This is a genomic window from Pseudoalteromonas sp. SCSIO 43088 (genome assembly GCF_023650795.1).
Lineage (GTDB): Bacteria > Pseudomonadota > Gammaproteobacteria > Enterobacterales > Alteromonadaceae > Pseudoalteromonas > Pseudoalteromonas shioyasakiensis.
In genome coordinates this window covers 858,016-879,329 of record NZ_CP072676.1, presented here as the reverse complement: position 1 = coordinate 879,329, position 21,314 = coordinate 858,016, and the positions used below count along the sequence as shown (strand labels likewise).

Annotated in this window: 18 protein-coding genes; 3 read left to right on the top strand and 15 right to left on the bottom strand. The window is 41.7% G+C overall.

Features of this window, described 5'->3' with window-relative positions; genetic code table 11:
- The first annotated feature begins 216 nt into the window (after positions 1-216).
- The gene (locus J8Z28_RS21730; RefSeq protein ID WP_250659387.1) at positions 217-1,167 is read left to right on the top strand and encodes an IS30 family transposase; all 951 of its coding nucleotides are present in this window, start codon (positions 217-219) and stop codon (positions 1,165-1,167) included.
- A 168-nt stretch (positions 1,168-1,335) separates the two neighbouring features.
- On the opposite strand, the gene ppiC is transcribed toward J8Z28_RS21730, so the two are convergent.
- The 7 genes from ppiC to J8Z28_RS21695 form a co-directional block, all read right to left on the bottom strand.
- Positions 1,336-1,614 (bottom strand): peptidylprolyl isomerase PpiC, encoded by a 279-nt coding sequence (gene ppiC, locus J8Z28_RS21725; RefSeq protein ID WP_055021968.1) that lies wholly within the window; start codon positions 1,612-1,614, stop codon positions 1,336-1,338.
- A 55-nt stretch (positions 1,615-1,669) separates the two neighbouring features.
- Positions 1,670-2,224, bottom strand: a complete 555-nt coding sequence (locus J8Z28_RS21720) for a lysoplasmalogenase (RefSeq protein WP_250660634.1) — start codon at positions 2,222-2,224, stop codon at positions 1,670-1,672.
- A gap of 136 nt (positions 2,225-2,360) precedes the next feature.
- Positions 2,361-2,735 (bottom strand): thiol-disulfide oxidoreductase DCC family protein, encoded by a 375-nt coding sequence (locus tag J8Z28_RS21715; RefSeq protein ID WP_250660904.1) that lies wholly within the window; start codon positions 2,733-2,735, stop codon positions 2,361-2,363.
- A 26-nt stretch (positions 2,736-2,761) separates the two neighbouring features.
- A complete protein-coding gene (locus J8Z28_RS21710) occupies positions 2,762-3,784 on the bottom strand; it encodes a zinc-binding dehydrogenase (protein WP_250660633.1) in 1,023 nt (340 codons plus the stop codon).
- A gap of 13 nt (positions 3,785-3,797) precedes the next feature.
- A complete protein-coding gene (locus J8Z28_RS21705; protein WP_250660632.1) occupies positions 3,798-5,204 on the bottom strand; it encodes a TolC family protein in 1,407 nt (468 codons plus the stop codon).
- Positions 5,197-8,343, bottom strand: a complete 3,147-nt coding sequence (locus J8Z28_RS21700) for an efflux RND transporter permease subunit (protein WP_250660631.1) — start codon at positions 8,341-8,343, stop codon at positions 5,197-5,199. Before J8Z28_RS21700 ends, J8Z28_RS21705 begins: the two co-directional genes overlap by 8 nt.
- Positions 8,344-8,349: 6 nt before the next feature.
- Complete coding sequence (locus J8Z28_RS21695; protein WP_062565532.1) at positions 8,350-9,516, bottom strand: efflux RND transporter periplasmic adaptor subunit; 1,167 nt, start codon at positions 9,514-9,516, stop codon at positions 8,350-8,352.
- Positions 9,517-9,634: 118 nt separating this feature from the next.
- Between J8Z28_RS21695 and J8Z28_RS21690 the strand changes: the two genes are divergently transcribed.
- Entirely contained in the window at positions 9,635-10,579 is a 945-nt protein-coding gene (locus tag J8Z28_RS21690; RefSeq protein ID WP_055199166.1) for a LysR family transcriptional regulator, read from the top strand.
- Positions 10,580-10,600: 21 nt separating this feature from the next.
- On the opposite strand, the gene J8Z28_RS21685 is transcribed toward J8Z28_RS21690, so the two are convergent.
- Together J8Z28_RS21685 and J8Z28_RS21680 are read right to left on the bottom strand one after the other, a co-directional pair.
- Positions 10,601-11,632, bottom strand: a complete 1,032-nt coding sequence (locus J8Z28_RS21685) for a GGDEF domain-containing protein (protein WP_250660630.1) — start codon at positions 11,630-11,632, stop codon at positions 10,601-10,603.
- 224 nt (positions 11,633-11,856) lie between these two features.
- Positions 11,857-12,705: a DUF6279 family lipoprotein gene (locus J8Z28_RS21680; protein ID WP_250660629.1), complete on the bottom strand. Its 849-nt coding sequence runs from the start codon at positions 12,703-12,705 to the stop codon at positions 11,857-11,859.
- Positions 12,706-13,251: 546 nt separating this feature from the next.
- Here J8Z28_RS21680 and J8Z28_RS21675 point away from each other — a divergent pair.
- Entirely contained in the window at positions 13,252-13,974 is a 723-nt protein-coding gene (locus J8Z28_RS21675; protein ID WP_054563984.1) for a tetratricopeptide repeat protein, read from the top strand.
- Between the two features lie 18 nt (positions 13,975-13,992).
- Here J8Z28_RS21675 and J8Z28_RS21670 read toward each other — a convergent pair whose 3' ends face one another.
- The 6 genes from J8Z28_RS21670 to J8Z28_RS21950 form a co-directional block, all read right to left on the bottom strand.
- Positions 13,993-15,348, bottom strand: a complete 1,356-nt coding sequence (locus J8Z28_RS21670) for a coniferyl aldehyde dehydrogenase (RefSeq protein ID WP_250660903.1) — start codon at positions 15,346-15,348, stop codon at positions 13,993-13,995.
- A gap of 191 nt (positions 15,349-15,539) precedes the next feature.
- Complete coding sequence (locus J8Z28_RS21665; RefSeq protein ID WP_250660902.1) at positions 15,540-16,970, bottom strand: SLC13 family permease; 1,431 nt, start codon at positions 16,968-16,970, stop codon at positions 15,540-15,542.
- A 57-nt stretch (positions 16,971-17,027) separates the two neighbouring features.
- On the bottom strand, positions 17,028-17,987 hold the full coding sequence (locus J8Z28_RS21660; RefSeq protein ID WP_250660628.1) for a porin: 960 nt from the start codon (positions 17,985-17,987) through the stop codon (positions 17,028-17,030).
- A 213-nt stretch (positions 17,988-18,200) separates the two neighbouring features.
- A complete protein-coding gene (locus J8Z28_RS21655; RefSeq protein ID WP_250660627.1) occupies positions 18,201-19,571 on the bottom strand; it encodes a sigma-54-dependent transcriptional regulator in 1,371 nt (456 codons plus the stop codon).
- Entirely contained in the window at positions 19,568-20,182 is a 615-nt protein-coding gene (locus J8Z28_RS21955) for a sensor histidine kinase (protein WP_350338396.1), read from the bottom strand. Before J8Z28_RS21955 ends, J8Z28_RS21655 begins: the two co-directional genes overlap by 4 nt.
- A 12-nt stretch (positions 20,183-20,194) precedes the next feature.
- On the bottom strand, positions 20,195-21,307 hold the full coding sequence (locus tag J8Z28_RS21950) for a sensor histidine kinase (RefSeq protein WP_350338395.1): 1,113 nt from the start codon (positions 21,305-21,307) through the stop codon (positions 20,195-20,197).
- Positions 21,308-21,314 lie beyond the last annotated feature (7 nt).

Below are 21,314 nucleotides of genomic sequence, written 5' to 3'. Positions count from 1 at the left end.
CACAACATTGTAGGTATGGATTTATCTCTACCAACGAATTAACGTTAGTCACTGTTAACCCAAAAACACTATTTAGTGGTGTATTTAAAGAAGTCTGACCAAAAAAAAATGCCCGAATTCAGATAATAAGTGCACCACTCATGGTTAAACGGTGAGAAGAGATCAACTGCCTGTTGGTGGTACTCTATCGTCGCCAAACAAACAGAAGTATTTACCATGAGTTACAAGCAGTTGATCGAAGGACAAAGATACCAGATAGAAGCCTACTTACGCGAGGGTTTTAGTTATCGTGAAATAGGCAAACGCCTGAAAGTCAGTCATAGCACTATCAGCCGAGAAGTCAGACGAAATAGGGTCCGGGAAAATCACTATCTACCCGAAGTCGCCCAGGCTAAGACACTCAAAAGGCGCGTTCAAGCCGCAAAGTCGTGTCTATCTAAGCAGACCATCACCTTTGTTGAGTTCGGATTAGAACAAAAGTGGAGTCCCGAGCAAATTGCAGGCGTGGGTCGAATTATTGGGCTTTCAGTGAGTCATGCGTGGATTTACGGCTATGTGCAACGGGATAAATTGAGCGGTGGCAAGTTGTTTAGGCACTTACGCCAAGGTCATCGACGATATCGCAAAGGTCGTCGTGCGAAGCGTGTCATTATCCCGAATCGGGTGGGCATTGAGCACCGTCCAGCGATTGTTGACAAGAAAAAGCGGTTTGGGGACTGGGAAGTCGATACCGTTCTCGGTAAGCAAGGGACAGGAGCCATAGTCAGCCTGGTTGAGCGCAAAAGTAAGCTGTATCTGATACGTAAAGTACCAGCAAAGTGCGCGGCTGATGTGAGCCGAGCTATGGTCGGCATGCTGTGGCGTTATCGCCGTCACGTTCATACCATAACGGCAGATAATGGGTGTGAATTCTGTGACCACGAACAGGTTGCAAAGAAACTGAAAACGGATATCTATTTCGCTAATCCATACTCATCATGGGAACGTGGATTAAATGAAAACTTTAACGGCTTGCTGCGCCAATACATACGCAAAGGCACTGACTTACGCACGGTAACAGACAAGCAAATTGCTGAGATTGAACGAGCGTTAAATGCCAGACCGAGAAAATGTCTGGGGTATAAACAGCCAGCAGTCGTATTCGAAGAATTACGCAAGGCGGCTTAATTTAGCGAGTGGTGCACTTCGGAGTTGAATTCGCGTGTAAACTTAAATATTAAAAAAGTTTACTTTATAACTAGTTCCAGAAAATGAAAGTTCAATTACTATAAAGTAATGCCTAAAAATTGAATATAAATTAGTTTGCCTCACATCAGGAGGCATTCTTATTAGGAATTAAGTTCGGTACAGCACTTTAATTACATGCCAACCAAAGCGCGTTTTCACTAGATGTGGCTCTAAGATTTCGCCGCTGAATGCTACTTTGTCAAACTGGGGCACCATCTGACCGCGTCTGAATTCACCTAAGTCGCCGCCTTTTTTACCCGACGGACAAGTTGAATGTTTCTTAGCTAAAGTCTGAAACTTAGCACCCTTTTTAAGTTGCTTGATGATGTCTTCAGCTTGTTCTTTGTGCTTAACAAGAATGTGCAGTGCGTGCGCTGTATTTGCCATGGAAAATCTCGAAAATTAAAACGCGCATATTTTATCACGGCAATCAACACTGCGGCTATTTATGTTTACTTGTTGCTTGCAAAAATCCTATCACCAAACAAAATTGCGCAATGTAATACGTTATCATTATTGCGATATCTGCATGCGCTATTTCTAAATAAAAACGATTAAGGCCAAGAATAGAGTCTGATATTACAAACACTGCCCCACCTAACACTAAAAAGCCGTTCGACTTATCCGTCATCCAAGTAAGGCTTGCCATTATGGTAAGTACCAACATATAGAAAAGCACAGGGACGAGCATGTCATTTAAGTTTGGATAAAATAAGCAAAAAACGATAATGGCCAAAAATAGATAAAGAAGTACAACGTCTAGTCGCCAGTTTTTAATTGGCAACATGGTAATGATATAAAAAGCGTGGCTAACAAAAAATGCCGCTAAACCGCCTATAAACAATTGCCCCGTATCAAGGGCTAGCAACACATCACCTAGTGCTGAAAAACTAAGAGCGAATAATAAAGTAATAAAAGTGCGATTTTGTAACTGACTACGCCCTTTTAACACCATCACAATCAACAGGCCGATTGGTAATGTTTTAAATAGCGCCATAATAGGCTGAGTTAATGATGGTATAAAGAGCAGTAAAGCAATGTAAACCGAACTTAGGATTAGAAAGAGAATGTTCATATTGTTATTATTGTTATTTGTTCCCAATAACGAGAATAGCAAGCTTTGCTTTAAATGTTTATAAAAAATGCTGCTTTTGTTTTTCAGTCAGTAACTTACACTGTGTCTGTTTGCCAAAAAAACGATAACGATGACGGCCAACCCAATCATACATACGATCGCGAAAGCCTTTTGGCAGCAGCTTGAACACCTTAGCCAAAGAGAATGGAAAACCTAATTGAGTTGCGATAAATAACACAGCGTCACTTTGTTTGTATAGCTGGTTATTATCAATGACTAACATTGAAGAAAGTGGATCGTCAACTTGATGCGCCTTTAGTAAACGTTCACCTTTATCGCTTTGCATGGGGCATAACTTAAAGGTTATTTGCTTATCAAAGCGAACAATAAACTGAACACAAAAATGGCACAGATTGCACTGACCATCAAACAAGATGACTGGGCAGTGAGTTTGCAAGATTAGCCGCTTACTTGCACAACTTGTTTACCGGTAAAGCCACCAGCAAGTTGTTTATTTAAAGCAGCTGAAACAGCCTCTGCAGTAAAATCAACAGCATGGATTTGCGGTAATTTTATCTCGCCACGGGCTGCATTATCGAGTAATAAGTTACCCATAAAGCTTAGCTTTTGCTGCGCACATAAGCTATTTGCAAGCCACGCTCCGCCTAACGATACAATGCCAATATTTGGTGCGCGTCTAAACATAAGTTCTTGCTCAAACTTAGGTAATTCATTTAAACAAGCAATACGGCCACAAAAGCGCATTAGCTCAACGTTGCGAATAGTAGTATCGCCACCAATACAATCAAGCACCGCATCAAAACCTTGCGGACCTAATTCACGGCGAATTTTATCTTCAAGTTTTGGGTCTTTGTAATCAAACACCACATCAGCACCTAATTGCTTAAGTAGCTTATGATTGTGTTTGCTGGCAGTGGTAAACACGGTTGCACCACGTTGCTTGGCAAATTGAATAGCGAATTGGCCAACGCCGCCTGCACCTGCATCAATAAACAGTGAATCCCCTTCGCTTAGCTGCAACTTATCAAGAGCAATTAATGCCGTCATACCTGAACAAGGTAAGGTTGCAGCGTCTGCCGGTGAAACGTTATCTGGCACAACCGATACCGCATAGTTTGGTACCGTTGTGTATTCAGATAACACACCTTGGTCACCAAGGCTGGCGTGCCATACAACACGTGCGCCCACACCAGGGAATACACCTTTATTTGCTTGAACAACCACGCCAACAGCATTATGGCCTAATACATGAGGGTAATGCCATTTACAAAAACCTTGTTTTGCAAAGTTGGCATCACCATGATTTAAGCCCACATATTCAACTTTTATCAAGAGCTCGTTGCCTTCAGGGCTCGGTACTGGCACAGAAAGCTCAGATAACGCAATCGCGTCATTTGGCTCAAGCAGTGCGAGCGCGCGCATTGTTGACGGAAGTTCTGTAGTTTGTTGAATATGTGACATTTAATACTCTGGGTTAAAGGTTGTTTAGTTCAAAGCTCCAGCGACCATTAAACGCTTGATAAGCACTTACTTTGGCCTGTAACGAAGCAATTGTTGAATCAACAGCGTTCTCTTGCGCTATTAAAACATCCTGTCTCGCATCTAACAACTCTAAGTAAGGAATTTGTCCTTCTTGATACATTGCTTGAGCTTGACCAAATGCTTTATTCGCATAATTAAAACGCTGATCAGCATAACTTAACTGTTGCTGCTGTTTGACTAGTCTTTGTAAAGTAAGTTCACTATCGCTAATGGCTTTTAATACTTTACTTTGATAGTCACTGTAAGCGGCTTCACTTAAAAACTGCTGTGCATCACGCTGCGCTAATAATGCAGGATAGCTGAGTAATGACCATTCAACTTTTGGCGTTACTTGCCATTGTTGCACGGTATCTTCTAAGCCATTGCTGGTTAAGCTCACCACACCTGCAAACCCGGCCAGACTAATATCTGGCAGTAATGCTTTTGAGGCGGCAACACTTAGCGAATAAGCCTGACTAAACTGATATAAAGCACTGGTGATATCTGGTCTCAGTGCCATTGCTTCACTGGCTTTAGTAAACGACACGCTAAATTCATGGCTTAATAACTCAGGCTCTTCAACCAGTGTTATATCGCTTGCAAGTCGCCCTGTTAGCACCGCAAGGGTTGCGAGGTCACGATATTGCAAGTAGCTAAGCTCAGGAATAAGCGCTTGTTGCTGCTTTAACTGCGCAAGGGTACGATTAAGGTCAAGCTCATTCGCAACCCCCTCTTCTACTCGCGCTTTGAGCACATCAATACTTTGCTCGAGTGCCTCGATTTGCATCTCAATGATAGCTTGCTTTTGCACATTACCTTGATAGCTGACATAGCCTTGCACCACAGCTGAAACCACTTCAACCTGTAATGCTCTTAACTGTTCGGCTTGGTTTAGTGCACCTGCATTAGCAGCATCGACAAGCGCGGTAATACGACCAAACAAATCAAGCTGCCAATTAACATTAACGCCTGCGTTTGATTGGCGCGAAATTGCGCCATCTAAGCTGCTGCGTTCTGCGCCTACACTTAGGCTGCCCTGCGGATAATAATCCGCACGGGCTACACCTAAACGGGCAATGGCTGCATCAAGTTGAAGTTGACTGGTTTTTAGGTCGTGATTCATTGCTAAAGCATCAGTCACTAAATTGTTTAACTGCGCTGAATCTAAACGGCGCCACCAGTTATTTTCGCTCGCACCTTCGTTTTGTTCACCAATTTGTGTATCGCTAACAAATTGTGTCAAGCTCACTTGCTGCTCTTGCATATCGACGCTTTGTGCGCAGCCTGCCAGTGCTCCGGCTAACAGCATCGCACTAACTAGTTTGCCGTGTTTAAAGAGTGCATGAAGAGGCTTATGCATCGTGTTGCTCCTTCTGCAATTTTTTTGTGACTAACATATAAAATACCGGGGTGAACAATAAGCCGAACACAGTTACACCAATCATGCCTGAAAATACCGCGTTACCCATGGCATGACGCATCTCAGCACCAGCACCTGTTGCTAAAACAAGGGGTACAACGCCTGCCGTAAAGGCAATTGATGTCATTAAAATTGGGCGAAGTCGTAAGCGACACGCTTTGATGATAGCTTCAAGGTGAGACACCCCCCCTTTATGCTGATCTCGTGCAAACTCAACCATTAAGATGGCGTTCTTACTTGCTAGTGCAACCAGTACGATTAATGCGATTTGCGTGAAGATGTTGTTGTCATCACCAACAAACCACACACCCAACAAGGCCGAGAAAATCGTCATAGGCACAATCAAAATAATAGCCAGTGGTAATCTTAAGCTCTCGTATTGCGCAGCAAGTACCATAAATACAAGCAATACAACGAGTGGGAAAACATACACCATGGTATTACCCGCTAATATTTGCTGATAAGTTACTTCTGTCCACTCAAACTCGATACCATTTGGTAATGTCTCTGCAAGAATTGCTTCAATCGCATGCTGTGCTTGGTCTGAGCTATAACCTGGCGCTGGGCTACCATTTAATTCAGCTGTTGGATAACCGTTATAGTGCATTACACGATCTGGGCCTGTTGTTGGCGTTACCGTTAATACTGACCCTAAAGGCACCATCTCACCCATGCGGTTACGCACTTTAAGATTCAAAATTTGCTCAGGATCTTGGCGGTAATCGGCATCAGCTTGTGCATTAACCTGATAAGTACGACCAAACAAGTTAAAGTCATTTACGTACACAGAACCTAAGTACACTTGTAAGGCATTAAATACTTCATCAAGTGGAATACCTTGAATAAGCGCTTGCTCACGGTCAATGTCGATATCCATTTGTGGCACTTGAATTCTAAAGCTTGAGTAAAGGCCCATCAACGCAGGGTCTTGCTGTGCTTTAGCAATGGTTGCTTGTAAGCTATTAAAGAGTGCCTCAAAGCCTTTGTTAGCACGGTCTTCAATTTGCAGTTTAAAGCCACCCGTTGTACCTAAACCTTGAATTGGCGGTGGCGGGAATACCGCAACAAACGCTTCATCAATACTGGCAAACTTTTGATTTAACTGAGCTGCAATCGCCATTGCCGACATACTCGGATCTTGACGCTCTTCAAAAGGGGCAAGCGGTGTAAATACAATGCCGCTATTAGGGCTATTTGTGAAACCATTCACAGATAAACCAGGAAACGACACTGTGTTTGCAACACCCGGTACTTGTAATGCAATTTGTTCCATTTCTTGCACGACTTCTTGAGTTCTATCTAAGCTTGCCGCATCTGGTAGCTGTGCCACAGCCACTAAATATTGCTTATCTTGCTGTGGGATAAAACCGCCTGGTACAGCATCGAACAATTTAACTGTGCCACCAACAAGCGCAACATACGCAACTAATACAATTACACTCATACGAATCAGTTTTTGCACCAGCTTTTCGTAGCCATTGGCGCCTTTATCAAATAAGCGGTTAAAAGGTTTAAATAGCCAATTACCGAATATGCGATTTAATAACTTAGTTAAACGGTCTGGTTTTGCATCATGACCTTTTAGTAACAACGCCGATAACGCAGGCGATAGTGTTAACGAGTTAAACGCAGAGATAACCGTTGAAATAGTAATGGTTAATGCAAATTGCTTATAAAATTGACCAGATAACCCCGTAATAAACGCTGTTGGAATAAATACCGCACACAATACAAGTGCAATGGCAATAATTGGTCCTGTTACTTCGGTCATCGCGACACGGGTTGCTTCAAGTGGCGATAAGCCCTGCTCGATATTACGCTCAACGTTTTCAACCACAACAATGGCATCATCAACAACAATACCAATGGCAAGAACCAAGCCGAATAGCGATAATGTATTAATCGACACACCCAACCATTGCATAACCGCAAACGTACCAATCAAAGACACTGGTACCGCAATCAATGGGATAACCGATGCACGCCAAGTTTGTAAGAACACCACAACAACGATTACAACTAATGCAATTGCTTCTAGTAGCGTTTTAATAACAGCATCAATTGAGCCGCGTACGAATACAGTTGGGTCATAAACAATGTCGTATTCAACACCAGCCGGAAAGTCTTTTGATAAACCTTTCATGGTTTCACGCACTTGATCAGAAAGCTCTATCGCATTTGACCCCGGGCGCTGGAATACCGGCATAGCAAGGGCTGGTTGACCATCTAACATCGCTCTTAGTGCATAAGTGTCTTGGCCTAACTGAAGGCGTGCAACATCACTTAAACGTGTAAGCTGACCTTGCTCACCTACTTTGATGATCACATTTTCAAATTCTTCTTTTGAGCTTAAGCGCCCTTTTACATTCATCAGAATTTGAAATTGATTACTTTTCGAAGTTGGTTGTGCACCTAAACTACCCGCAGCTACTTGTTGGTTCTGCGCGCGTAATGCATTTACTACGTCCATGGCTGTTAAGTCACGTGCAGAGAGTGCATCAGGGTTAAGCCAAACACGCATTGAGTATTGACCACCACCAAACATACGAACATCACCCACACCAGGAAGACGGGCAATTTGGTCTTTGATATACAAATCAGCATAGTTCGCTAAGTAAGTTGTATCATGCGTTTTTTCTGGTGAGTATAAATGCACCACCATGGTTAAATCTGGTGATGATTTTTCAGCTACAACACCTAAACGCTGAACTTCTTGCGGTAAGCGTGGTAGTGCACTATTTACACGGTTTTGCACTTGGACTTGTGCACGGTCTAAATCAGTGCCTAATGCAAAGGTTACCGTCAACGTCATGCGACCATCACTGGTTGCTTGCGAAAACATATACAACATGTTTTCAGTACCATTGATTTCTTGCTCAAGCGGCGTCGCCACTGTTTCAGCAATTACCGTTGGGTTTGCACCCGGGTAACTTGCCGTCACAACAACAGTTGGAGGCACTACCTCTGGGTACTCACTCACTGGCAATTGAAATAACGAGATTGCCCCTGCGATGAGAAAGATAAGCGACAGCATCGCTGCAAAGATGGGTCGCTGGATAAAAAAGTGTGAAAATTTCATTTTGACCTACTGTTTAGCAACCAAATCTGAGTGATTATTTGAAAGAGTGAATGCAATTCCATCGCTATTAATAGTGACTGTGTTTGGTGAAATAGGCATACCAGGACCAACACGCGCCGGGCCATTCACAGCAATCACATCATTTTCGTTTAGACCCGATGTAATCGCTCGTAAGCTTCCGTAACGCTCACCCACAGTCACTAATTTATATTCAAGAACATTGCCTTCACCTACGGTAAGTACAAAGCGATTCTTTAAATCAGTCCCAATTGCACGTTCTGGCACGATGACTTTTTCGCTCACTTTATTGGCAGCAAGCTTGATACGAGCAAATGAACCCGCACGTAATTGTTGTTCATCGTTTTCAAACACTGCACGTACACGAAGAGTGCCGGTAGTTTCGTTGATTTGGTTATCAATGAAGTTGATTTTGCCATTGTAGTTAAAGCTGGTTTGACCCACTTTTTGCATCACAACCGCTTGTTCACTTTGCGCTGTCACATCAGCAAATGACCGATTCCACGTACGCTCATCAATATCAAAATAAGCATACATTTGCTGGTTTGAAACAATGCTTGTTAATACGCTTTGACCTGCAAGAACATTGTTACCTTTGGTGATATTCGCGCGAGATACAACGCCATCAATTGGCGAACGCACTTGCGTAAATGCTAAATCAAGCTCAGCGGCAGTAAGCTCAGCTTGTAGTGCTAGCAATTGTGCTTCGCGTTGTCTTAGTGTTGATTTACGAGACTCAGCTTGCTCCGTTGAAATCGCTTTTCGCTCTGTTAAGCGATCTGCGCGTTTTGCTTCACTTTTAGCTTGCTCAAGTGCTGCCTTAGCACTTTCGATTTGTGCCTTTAAGCTATCTACTACGGCAGCAAATGGACGAGCATCAAGGGTGAAAAGCAAATCACCTTCTTTAACGCTGTCACCTTCTTTAAAGTTAATTTTATCGATAACACCCGAAACTCGCGGCATAAGCGCAACTTCTTGTGGAGCCTCTAAACGCGTTGTATAGGTGTGCCAATTTTGTACCGGCTTAACAAGCACTTGTGCTACATCGATTGGTTGTAATTGCTGTTGCTGCGCTGCTTGATTGGCTTCTGTGCCACATCCTGCAAGCGTTAAGCTCGCAATGGTCACTGCCACTGCAAGAATAGATTTGTTCATCACGACTCTCCTGTTGATAGATTGGAGACAATGTTACGGAACTAATTAGCGGATAAAAATGATAGATTTTTAAATTCATTAATGCCAGAATGGCACCAATAAAGTTTAAGGAACTGCTATGGATACCACCAGCCGCTTATTAATGTTGCTTGAAGTGATTGAACGAGGCTCATTTGCCAAGGCCGCAGAGTCTAGAAATATAGACCGTTCTGTCATTTCAAAACAAATTAGCCGTCTTGAAGATGAATTAGGAGTGCGTTTACTTAATCGAACCACGCGCTCTTTTTCGTTGACTGCCGCTGGCGCTGAAATGGTAAAAAAAGCAGCTGAACTGAGAGATTTGTTATCTGATACCGTAAGACTTGCAGAGAATTACCACCAAGAACCCCGTGGTACTTTAAAAATTACTTCATCAAGTATTATCGGTAAGCGTTATATTCAGCCTGTAATTAATGACTTTCAAAAACGTTTTCCGCAAGTTGAAGTAGAGCTTCGTTTAGACGACAGACTGATTGATTTAGTATCAGAGGGCTATGATTTAGCGTTTCGTGTTGGCGAACCAAAAGACTCGTCATTCATTGCTCGTAAAATCGCCCGCAACCGTATGTTACTTTTAGCCTCACCTGAGTTCATCGAAACATACGGTATGCCTAAACATGTTGAAGACTTAAAAGAATTACCTGCTGCTAGCTATTCAAGCCCAAGTAAACGCATTGGCGGTATTCGTTATCGTAATGCCGATGGCGATATTATTGAACAAAATATCAAAAGCGTCTTTCGTGCGAACGATGCCGAAGTACTTTTGATGAAGGCTATCTCAGGCAATGCTTATGTGCTAGCACCGGCTTTTATTCTTGATGATGAAGTTAAACGTGGCGATCTCGTACCTATTTTAACCGATATGGAATTACTCGATTACAGTGCGGTGTATGCAGTTTACCCACACAGAGACTTACCAGTAAGAACACGTTTATTCTTTGATGCTATGCGTGAATACATAGGCAAAGATATTCCAGTGTGGGAAGCAAACATTCCTGACTTTGACACTATGTACAAAGGCTAACTTGCTAAGCTTGAATAGCCACTAACTCGCTTTATTTTGTTTGCTTAATTCATAAGCCGTTACCACTCTATTTCGGCCTTGCTGTTTTGCTTGGTATAGTGCATCGTCAGCACGCTTAATAAAGTTTTTTAGGGTTTGATTTGGCATGTAGCAAGCCACACCAATACTAATAGTCAAATTAATAGCTTGCTCGTCTATGTTGTGGATGGTTGTTGCTAAGTGCTCGCGCAGCATATCTGCAAATTCATAGGCACTTTGCGGGTCGCTGTCAGGTAAGAAGATAGCAAACTCCTCACCACCAATACGAAAAACATAGCCTCTGTTAATGCGCTGCCTGAAGAAACTGGTTACTTCAATTAAAATGCGGTCGCCCACATCGTGGCCGTATTGATCATTAATATTCTTAAAGTAATCAAGGTCTAGCATTAAAATAAACAAACCATTTTTGTTTTTTAGCTCAACTTCAAAATAATGGGTCATCGCTAAGCGGTTACCTGCCCCGGTTAAAGGATCAAGTAAGGCTAAGTTTTCGAGCCGCTTACCATATTGTGCACGACTATTCTCAAAAGTATGAGACACCGCCCATATACTGATGTAGGTAAACGAAAAATTAAGTAAAAAGTTAACACTATTGAGAGGTTCAAGACTTGGCTTGGTTAATAGAATAACACCTTGTAGCACAGCCACTATCAGCGACAAAACTTTGCCGTATTGTTTACCTAATAACAGATAAAACAAGACCGGTAGTGAGCAAGTCCAAATAAACAACAAACTTTTAATGTCGCTGAGATACGTGCCTAACGTGATGAGTAGCGATAAGAAAACGCACAATGTGAGTGATTGCCAAAGATGACCATTGCGTTTTCGAGTATAAAAAAAGATATAAAAACAAAACGATGCAAAAACGACTTCTAATGCCCCAAGAACAAAAAAGTCATTAATAAAAAGATTAAAACCAGCGAATATTCCTGCAAGTACACCAAGACAAAAGCCCATCCATTTAAGAACGTTATTTCGTAATGCTTGAGTGCCTCTTAGCGCCCCAATATCCATCAGGTTTCTCGTTATTGTTTAAGTTGCCTAATTTTAACGCGAAACAAGAATTATAGGAACAAATTATTAAGCAAACTTGCATAAAAATGCAAACGTTTACATAAACACCAGAAAAACTAATACTTTTTAATTTTGATTTTCAAATCATAAAATGTGCTATGAGGTACAAGATGCTAACAGGAAGCGATTTTACAGCGCGTCCAAATACAGCGAGCACCTAGCAGCTAATCATTAATCAAGTCACTGACCTCTTCAATTAACTCATCAAACTCATCGTGAATGTTACGACGTTGTTTTTCGGTTAACGTAGGCTTTAGCTCCAATAGTAAGTTAACGTAGTTATCGAGATTTTTATCATCGGCGGCAACTAACTCATCGCTCATAAAGGCAAAACGATCATTAATAATAACAGCAAGTTGTTGGTTAAAATCTGCTGGTTTTTGCTTTTGCATAAACAGCGTTTTTAATGTATCTAAACGCTTTTGTTTGTATTGCATCCACAGTAAAAATGTACTGACTCGAGTATTTGATGAGTTCTCTATCAGTGTTTGTTGCTGTGCAGATAGCTTGGTACCGAACCACTCTTTATAGTTTTCAAGGTTTTCTTCTAAACGTTCTTTTTTATGTTGCTCAGGCGATTTCTCTTCGTGTTCTTTGTACTCATCGTTAATGTTTTCTTGCAGTGCAGCAACAAACTCAACTCGCTGTTCATATGAAAGAGAGTTTGCTAAATCAATAAGTTCAGGCTCGATTTTATCAACCAGCGTTTGCCAATGCTGCTTTGCTTGTACGAAGTGTGCTTTAAGCTCGTTATGATCAACTTGCTTATCTAACATGGACTTTAAGCTTTCAAGATCACGTTTGTATAAAGGGAGTTGTGTTTCTCGATGCCAATCGCGGCTGGTTTTGACGATATGCTTAAATTTATCAGTTTGGTCACTGTTGAGGTCAACATAATCATCAATCCAAAACCCTGATAACCAACCTAAGTTATTGTAAGTAAAGCTAGGAGAACACCCAGCAACGGTGAACAACAAACTAAATACGATTAAATACTTTGATAGCTTTTTCATTGTAGTTTTTTCAAATCCTGTTTCAAAACAAAGTAAACATACCACCGAGAACAAATATTCAGCAATAGCAATTAAATGAAATTAATTATCATTTAAGTATTGACGAACGGCTAAACCTAAGTAATAATCGTTATCAACAACTTGGTTAGCTAAACTATTCTCACAGCAACATCATACTGTTAAAGGCTTTGATGCTGTTTAACCAAGTTAGTTCAAGACGTAACTCTTGATTGTCACCTGTTTCCTCGACCCAAACATAGACATAAAACGTTACACTTTACTTGCTACATTGCTCATATCGGTGACGGTAGATATGACACGAAAAAGCCCGATACGGGCTTTTTTTATTTCTTTAATTTTTCTGTAAAATCTGTATCTTAAGCCTACTTGTTAATTGCAAAGCTTGCCGCTGTCTATAAATTGGGCATTTGCAGCTGTTGGGTCTAAACTAAAAGTGATGTTTTGCTCAGTGGCTGTTTGGCAATGCATTTTATCAATAGCTCAATGCTTTGTTATTGATACCTAACACACATTTGGAGGCAGACTATGATCAAGCCTAATTTTAAATCACTATTGCTCGCTAGCACGTTAATCTTGTCACCTTTAGCAAATGCCAGTCTTGAAGATGCCCAATTAGCGGCAAATGAAGGTCGTTTTGAAGAAGCGCTTCATGAATTTAATTACCTTGCAGACAGAGGTTATGCCCCTGCAATGTATGAGCTTGCTAAAATGTACGAAGGTGGCTTTGGTGTGCAACGCGACTACCGTAAAGCAGCAGAGTTGTACGAAAAGGCAGTAAAAAAAGTACATGCTGATTCAATGTTTGCATTAGGTGTACTTTATCAAGAAGGTAAAGGTGTCAAACTTGATAAAGAAAAAGCAATTTCATTATATGAAATGGCATCACAAAAAAATCACCCGGCAGCTCAGTTTAATTTAGGGGTTATGTACGCCAATGGCGAAGGGGTAATTCAAGATTACCGCACAGCACTCAGCTGGTACCAAAAGGCGGCAGCGAATAACTTTACTCTTGCTCAGTTCAATATGGCCCTGATGTATTATGAAGGTTTAGGTGTTCCTAAGAACCTCGAGAAATCATACATTTGGAATACCATTGCTGAATACAACGGCAACATGGATGCAAGCCATAGCCGTAAGCTTGACGAGCGCAATATGATGCCTGCAGAAATTGAAGCTGCGAAAGAAAAAGCAGACGCGATTTATGCAAAAATTCAGGCTGGTTTATACGCACCTGATGGGCGTCTATAACAAGCAGTGTACTTGCGCTTAACGGCGCAAGTACATCCATTTTAATAATTTGATCAGCAACTTATTTTGCTTTAACAATAAGCTGGTACGTGGATTAAACTTACCTGATACCAGGGTATTTCGTGCATGGCTAAAGGTTTTAAAGCCCTCAATACCATGATAGTGCCCCATCCCAGACTCACCAATACCACCAAATGGTAACTGATCGGCTGTTACTTGCATCAATACATCGTTAATTGCCAATGTACCACTTCTGATTGATGCGCTTAATTTGCTGATTTTGTCTTTGTCATGACCCAAAATATACAAGGCAAGAGGTGATGAATCGGCATTGATGGTGTCAATCACCTGTTGCAGTGATTCATAACTCATAATTGGCAGTAAAGGGCCAAAGATCTCATCTTGCATTACCCGCATATCGTCATTTAGTTGCGTTAAAATATGCAAACCCATGCGATGTTTAAGTTCATCGACTTGATGCCCTTCTATTGGCTCGAATACTTGAGCCCCTTTGTCTTTTGCATCATTTAATGTCGCAATTAAACGTTGATATTGTCTATCAGAGACAATAGACGTGAGATTCTTACCTTCAACACCTTGTTTAAAGTGCTTTTTATAAAGCTCACTGAGTTGCAGAACTAACTGATGCTCAAGCTTTTTGGGCACAAACACATAATCAGGAGCAACACATATTTGCCCTGCGTTGTTTAACTTGCCGAATAACAGGGTTTTTGCAGCCTCTTTGATATTCACATCATCAAGAATCACAACCGGCGATTTACCGCCTAACTCAAGGGTCACTGGGGTGAGGTTTTTACTGGCCGCTTGCATCACTTTACGCCCTACTGATGTTGAGCCAGTAAATAGTAAATGAGCAAAAGGTAAATCACAAAAAGAGGCGGCAGTATCGGCTTCGCCTTCAACAATAATGCAGTGCTCAGCAACGTCACCGCCCATTATCTGCTTAATAACAGCATTGGTATGTGGGGTAAATTCGCTTAGTTTTAACATCACGCGATTACCCGCCGCTAATGCGCTAAGAGCCGGTACTAATGCTAATTGAATGGGGTAATTCCATGGCGCAATAACACCCACGACCCCTTTAGGTTGGTAATGAATATGTGCCGATGAAGGCCATAAACTGATACCCACACTGCGTGATTCGTTTCGTGACCATTTGGGTAAGCGCTTGATGATGTCGGTTAATGATTTTACCGTTGGCAGTAAATCACCCAGTACCGTATCGAACTCAGTACGGTAACCAAAGTCTTTGCTTGTTGCTGCAACTAGGGCTTGCTCATTTTCAATTAGGCGGGATTTAATCGTTTTTAACAGCTTTATACGCTGATCAATAGCTAAATAAGGCTCGGCCATAAAAGCATCGTTGAGTTTTATAAATTCACTCTGTAATTGTGCGTGTATATCTGTCAAAACATCATCTCTTGATAAACGATTTTAGCCACTATAACTAGCTAAATTTATCTGAGCAACTTTATAAATGTAAAAACAGCGCTCATAGTGAGCGCTGTTATTGGTTGGAATAGGTTGAAAACTTAAAGGCTTAACTAAAAACCAAATACCACTGCGGCAATAGTCATAGTAACTACCGTGATCATCGCAATAGCAATTATGTTCAGTGCAAAGCCAGAGCGGATCATATCGCGCATTTGAATTTGCCCAGAGCCGAACACTATTGCATTAGGCGGTGTCGCAACTGGCATCATAAACGCACAGCTACACGCAATAGCCGCTGGAATGACCCATACCAGCGGTGTACCAAATACTGACTCAGCAACTGGGCCTAATAGTGGTAAGAAACCTGCCGCTGTAGCTGTATTACTAGTGATCTCAGTTAAGAAAGTAATTAAGGTTGCCACTGCTAGAACACTTAACACCAATGGAATTGCACTCGCCCCTTCAATCATGTGAGCAATGTATTCAGCAAGACCAGATGATTTCATTTGCGCAGCCAGTGTTAAACCACCACCGAATAGTAGTAACACGCCCCACGGTACTTTAGCGGCACTTTCCCAATCAAGAATACGCTCACCATCACCTTTGTTTGCAGGTAACACGAACAATAATAATGCTGCAGCAATAGCAATACCCGTATCAGAGATTTTTAAGCCCGATAAGTCGGCAAGTACAGGTCTGAAGATCCAGCATACTGCCGCTAAAACGAACACGGCTGCTACGCCTTTTTCAGCGCGCTGCATTGCACCAAGCTCTTGTAACTGCGATAGGAATAACGACTTAGTATCTTTACTTGCTGCTTTGGCACAATCGGTATCTACTTTATAAGCAAACTTAGTTAACCAAACCCAACATAAAGCCAGCATAACAGTTGCAAGAGGTACACCTACTTTCATCCACTCAGCAAAGCCAATATCAATTTTGTAGCTGTCTGATAAATACGCAGCCATAAGTGCATTAGGTGGGGTACCAATTAAAGTAGCAATACCACCGATACTTGCACCATAAGCGATTGATAATAACAACGCTTTACCAAATTGATCATTTTCAGGGTTAGACTGTTTAACCAACATAGTAATCGACATAGCAATTGGTAACATCATCACAGCAGTTGCTGTATTTGACATCCACATTGATAAAAATGCCGTTACTAACATCATGGCTAAAATTTGTAGGCTTGGCTTAGTACCAGCACGAAGCATGGTATTAAGTGCAATACGCTTATGTAAACCCCAACGCTCCATCGCGATTGAGATCAAAAAGCCGCCTAAGAATAAAAAGATCAAAGGGTGTGCATAAGGTGACGCGACCCCTTTGATTGCTGCAATGCCAGCAAGAGGTGATATAACCAGTGGCAATAATGAAGTAGCAGGAATTGGCACAACTTCGCTTACCCACCAAGAAGCCATCCAAAATGCAAGGCCTGCGGTACGTAGTGCTGATACACTCATACCCGCTGGTGGATCAATTAAACACGTTAATAACATTACTAATGGGCCCAGTAGTAACATCACTGTGCTCATTAATGGGCGTGGCTGTGAGCCATCTTTTGTTTGATTTACTAATGACATACCGACTCCTTAGAACTTGTATTTAAGGCCAATTGCAACGCTGTTGTCTGATTCAAGTTCTAAATCTAAATCAGTATAGAATAAGTATGCTGTGGTTTGTTTATCAAAAACATAGTCAACACCTGCTGTCCATTGTTTACCTTCTTCAGCATGGCGAATTTTTGAGTCGTCTTTAACATATTGCAGCTTAGGTACCCATTTATCGATTGAATAGCTTGCGCTAAGTGCATAGCCATTGCCTTCTTTCGTACCGTCGGTTGATTCGCTGCGCTGGAATAAACCCGCTAACTGTAGGTTTTCAAGTTTCCATGCTGCAACAACGCGGCTTGCTGTTAACTTATTAAGTGCATCAACATGGCTGATAGCAACATAGTAGTCTTTAGATTTTAATGCACGGTCACCATAAATAACCGTTGCCGCAAAACCATCTTCATCGTTGCTACTGTCATCTTTTGGTGCATAAGTTAGCGCTAGTGATGCGCCACCGTATGTTTTTGAGCTGTAGGTAATGGTATCGCCGATACGGTCTTGACCTGGGATCAACTGAGCAATATCTGCTTGGGTTTCGTTAAAACCGTCTACTTTACCTTCTGAGTATTTAAAACGAGTGTCGTTACGGCCGACAACCACTTCACCAAAATCACCTGCAAGGCCTAAGTAAGTATTACGAGCTGAAAATGGCTCGCTGGTATCGTCATGTTCAAAGCCTTTTACTTGAACTTCGTATTTGAATACTGCTTTTAGCGACTCAGTTAGTTTGTGACTACCTTTAATACCAATACGAGAAAAAGGTGCTTCTATTTGCGTACCTTCATCTGCATAGCGCATAACGCCTGTATCTGTGTTTGCTATTTGAACTTCTGCTTTACCGTATACCGCGTAGTCTGCTGCCATTGCTGAGCCAGCTGTGCTCGCTAAAATCACAGCCGCCGCTACGCGTGTTTTTGTATGAGTGAATATTGTTGTCATTATGCGCCCCTTATTAGGTTCAAATTGTTGTTCCTAACTATTAAGGCAAGTTGGTTGCCAACTTAGTTAATTTTAAAAAAGCTTTTAAATAACAGTAAATTAACTTTATTGACGTAAAAGAGGCTGTTTTTTATGGGTGGATATCCACACATTTTTAAAAATGTGCTGTCACCAGTTCCACCCATTGTGAGGAGTTTAATGTGAGAGAGTTGCTTAGTCTTTGAACATTTCGCGATTAATACCATACTTGGTCATCTTGTCGTAGAGGGTTTTACGTGCAATTTGTAATGTGACCATGGTGTCTTTTATGCTGCCGTTGTTTCGTTCTAGCGCTTCTTCGATAAGTGACTGCTCATAAAAGCTAATTTTCTCGGCAAGGCTTAAGTCTTGAGCAAGCTCGTTGTCACTGTTTGCATCACTGTACGAGGCAAAGGCCAGATCAGAGCCTAGCAATACCGCACGTTCAGCCTGATTTCTAAGCTCTCGCACATTACCCGGCCAATCGTAAGCAAGAAGTCGCTGCTTTGCTTCACTACTTAGTGGTGCAGGCGGTTTATGAAAACGTGTCGCTGCTATCGAGCTAAAATGTTTAAACAGCAGTGGAATATCGGCCTTTCTGTCTCGTAATGCCGGAATACTCACTTTAACTAAGTTTAAGCGGTAATATAAATCGGCTCTAAACTCCCCCGCTTCGACCAGTGTCATTAAGTCTACTTTTGTAGCTGCAACTATACGCACGTCTAAATCAATGGCGTGGTTATCACCTACAGGCGTTACTTTACGCTCTTCAAGCACCCTTAATAACTTTACTTGTAAACTTGCAGGCGTTGACTCTATTTCATCTAAAAAGACAGTACCGCCTTTAGCAAATTCAAACTTACCTTGGCGAGATTGCGTAGCACCTGTGTATGCACCACTGGCTGCACCAAAGAGTTCGCTTTCAATCAGTTGCTCGGGGCTTGCACCGCAGTTTATGGCAACAAAATTAGCCGCTGATCTGTTACTTTGATCATGTAAGTAACGGGCAACTAATTCTTTACCTGTGCCAGTTTCACCTTCTATTAAAACATCAGCGGGAGTATCGATAACCGCATTGAGTAAATTCATCATTTGTTGCATTTGCTCAGTTTCACCTAAAATTCGCACACCGGGGGCAGAGGTTTTTTCCACAGCAATTTTTAATGCGCGGTTTTCCATCACTAAAGCACGTTTTTCTGAAGCGCGGGCGATACAGTCTAACAATTGCTCGGTCAGTGGCTTTTCGAATAAATCATAAGCGCCAAGTTGCATGGCTTTAACGGCAACAGATACATCGGCAAAGCCGGTAAGAAAAATAACCGGTAGCTCGCTATCAAAGGCTTTCACTTGTTCTAAAAATGCCAAACCGTCCATTTTTGGCATGTTTATGTCACTTAAAACAATCCCTTCAAAACGACGACTCAATTTTGAAAGTGCTGCCGTTGGCTCACTAAAACACTGAACTTGATAACCTTCAATCTCAAGGAGTTGCTTTAATGAATCGCGGATCACCGCTTCGTCATCAATAACGATTACCTGATTACAGGTCGCTGCAACTACACTCATGATGGTTCCTTATTTGTTTGTAGGGTTATTATAAATTGTGCGCCGCCTTCAGGACGGTTATGCGCCGATAATCGACCGTTAAATGAGTCGATAATTTGTCGTGAAATAGATAAACCCAAACCTAAACCGTTGCTGGTTTTTGTACTGTAAAATGGCTCAAAGATGTTACCTAATGCGTGTTGATCAATACCTGGGCCTGTATCAAGAATAGAGAGTTTTACGCGGTCGTCGAATAGTTCGAGGTCGAAACTCAATTCGCGCTTTTCAGATTCACTCATTGCTTGGCTGGCATTGGTGATCACGTTTACCAAGACTTGTTCAAACTTAACGCTGTCGACCCACACCGTTATGTTTGCATCAATATCAGCAGCTTTTACCTCGATATCGTCTTGCTTTAACTGGGCGCTGGCGATCATTAACGCATTTTTTAACATGCTCGCTAAGCTTTGCTGCCTAAGTTGGGTTTGTGCGGGTTTACTAAAATGCTTAAGCTGAGCGACAATTTTGTGAACACGCTCTATTAGAGATTGCACCAGTACTAAATTTTCGCTGGCTTGCTCAATATTGCCTTTAATAAGCAGCCTCTTTGCACTTACTAAATAAGTGTTCATGGCACTTAAGGGCTAATTGATTTCATGGTTAATGCCCGCACTTAATTGACCTATCGTTGCAAGCTTAGCTGTTTGGATCAGTGCTTTTTGCGCTTTTTCGAGCGCTTGGGTTCGTTCAATTACTTCTTGCTCAAGGCTATGTCTTGAAAACAAGAGCTTTTTGTAGCCCGCAAAGCGCACCATCGCCATATGAATTAACACCACGGCAATAGCATAAAACACACTAAACCAAAGCAGCCGAGGTATTTGCGCAAGCTCCACATTAGTTACATCCACCAGCACACTGGCTTTGGCGTTTATAATGTCTATTGTTTCTGTGGCGCTAATAAAGCGCGCTTGCTTGCCATTAAGCTGAATATTTTGCTGTGCGGTTTGTTCACTTAAAGGCTTATGATTATGATTAAGTAAACTTGGTTTATGAGACAAGTAGCGGCGCGACTTAACTAAAGCAGCCATTTGTTCGTCGTTAAGCGATTCAAGTGACTTTAAACGCCAATCCTCAACGTCTGACATCACAATAACGCTATCTTCTAATGCGATATAAAAGTGAGTGCTGTCTGATGCATTAAGTAGCTGGCGGTCTTGTTCAAACTTTTTTGCATTTACTTTTAAAGTGACAACGGCAATAACTTTACCTTTATCAATAACCGGCTCTGAAAAGTAAATTCCCCGCTCACTTGAGCGCATACCTAAAGCAAAATAAGCTACTTTTTCACCTTGCTTGGCTAAATAAAAATAAGGCCGAAAAGCAAAATTACTGCCCAAAAAGGTGTAATCAACCTGCCAGTTACTACTTGCCACGACCGAGCCTGTTAAATCCATTAAATAGACATCTGATGCACCACTGGCACGTTGAATATCTTCTAAATAATAATTAACGGCTTGCTCGCCTATACCTTGCTTAACCACAAAAGATTTAACTAAATCATTGGCACTCACTAGGGTCGGAATTGTTTTAAATCGTGCTAATTCGCTTGAAAAATAATGACTTAACTGAGTAGCTTGAACACGGCTTTGTTGCTCTGCTTGTTGATAGTCGTGAGCGCGTCCAACGTAAAAAACTAATATAAGCAACAATAAAAGCATTGCACCTGCAATAACTAACTTTTTACTTAATGACGACATTCAAACC

Excerpts from the sequence above, each read along its gene's own strand:
- J8Z28_RS21720 (WP_250660634.1), bottom strand. The coding sequence starts at position 2,224 with ATGGCGCTATTTAAAACATTACCAATCGGCCTGTTGATTGTGATGGTG.
- J8Z28_RS21695 (WP_062565532.1), bottom strand. The coding sequence starts at position 9,516 with ATGAACAAATCTATTCTTGCAGTGGCAGTGACCATTGCGAGCTTAACG.
- ppiC (WP_055021968.1), bottom strand. The coding sequence starts at position 1,614 with ATGGCAAATACAGCGCACGCACTGCACATTCTTGTTAAGCACAAAGAA.
- J8Z28_RS21665 (WP_250660902.1), bottom strand. The coding sequence starts at position 16,970 with ATGAGCACAGTGATGTTACTACTGGGCCCATTAGTAATGTTATTAACG.
- J8Z28_RS21955 (WP_350338396.1), bottom strand. The coding sequence starts at position 20,182 with ATGAACACTTATTTAGTAAGTGCAAAGAGGCTGCTTATTAAAGGCAAT.
- J8Z28_RS21950 (WP_350338395.1), bottom strand. The coding sequence starts at position 21,307 with ATGTCGTCATTAAGTAAAAAGTTAGTTATTGCAGGTGCAATGCTTTTA.
- J8Z28_RS21705 (WP_250660632.1), bottom strand. The coding sequence starts at position 5,204 with ATGCATAAGCCTCTTCATGCACTCTTTAAACACGGCAAACTAGTTAGT.
- J8Z28_RS21660 (WP_250660628.1), bottom strand. The coding sequence starts at position 17,987 with ATGACAACAATATTCACTCATACAAAAACACGCGTAGCGGCGGCTGTG.
- J8Z28_RS21730 (WP_250659387.1), top strand. The coding sequence starts at position 217 with ATGAGTTACAAGCAGTTGATCGAAGGACAAAGATACCAGATAGAAGCC.
- J8Z28_RS21680 (WP_250660629.1), bottom strand. The coding sequence starts at position 12,705 with ATGAAAAAGCTATCAAAGTATTTAATCGTATTTAGTTTGTTGTTCACC.
- J8Z28_RS21675 (WP_054563984.1), top strand. The coding sequence starts at position 13,252 with ATGATCAAGCCTAATTTTAAATCACTATTGCTCGCTAGCACGTTAATC.
- J8Z28_RS21710 (WP_250660633.1), bottom strand. The coding sequence starts at position 3,784 with ATGTCACATATTCAACAAACTACAGAACTTCCGTCAACAATGCGCGCG.
- J8Z28_RS21690 (WP_055199166.1), top strand. The coding sequence starts at position 9,635 with ATGGATACCACCAGCCGCTTATTAATGTTGCTTGAAGTGATTGAACGA.
- J8Z28_RS21700 (WP_250660631.1), bottom strand. The coding sequence starts at position 8,343 with ATGAAATTTTCACACTTTTTTATCCAGCGACCCATCTTTGCAGCGATG.
- J8Z28_RS21670 (WP_250660903.1), bottom strand. The coding sequence starts at position 15,348 with ATGGCCGAGCCTTATTTAGCTATTGATCAGCGTATAAAGCTGTTAAAA.
- J8Z28_RS21685 (WP_250660630.1), bottom strand. The coding sequence starts at position 11,632 with ATGGATATTGGGGCGCTAAGAGGCACTCAAGCATTACGAAATAACGTT.
- J8Z28_RS21655 (WP_250660627.1), bottom strand. The coding sequence starts at position 19,571 with ATGAGTGTAGTTGCAGCGACCTGTAATCAGGTAATCGTTATTGATGAC.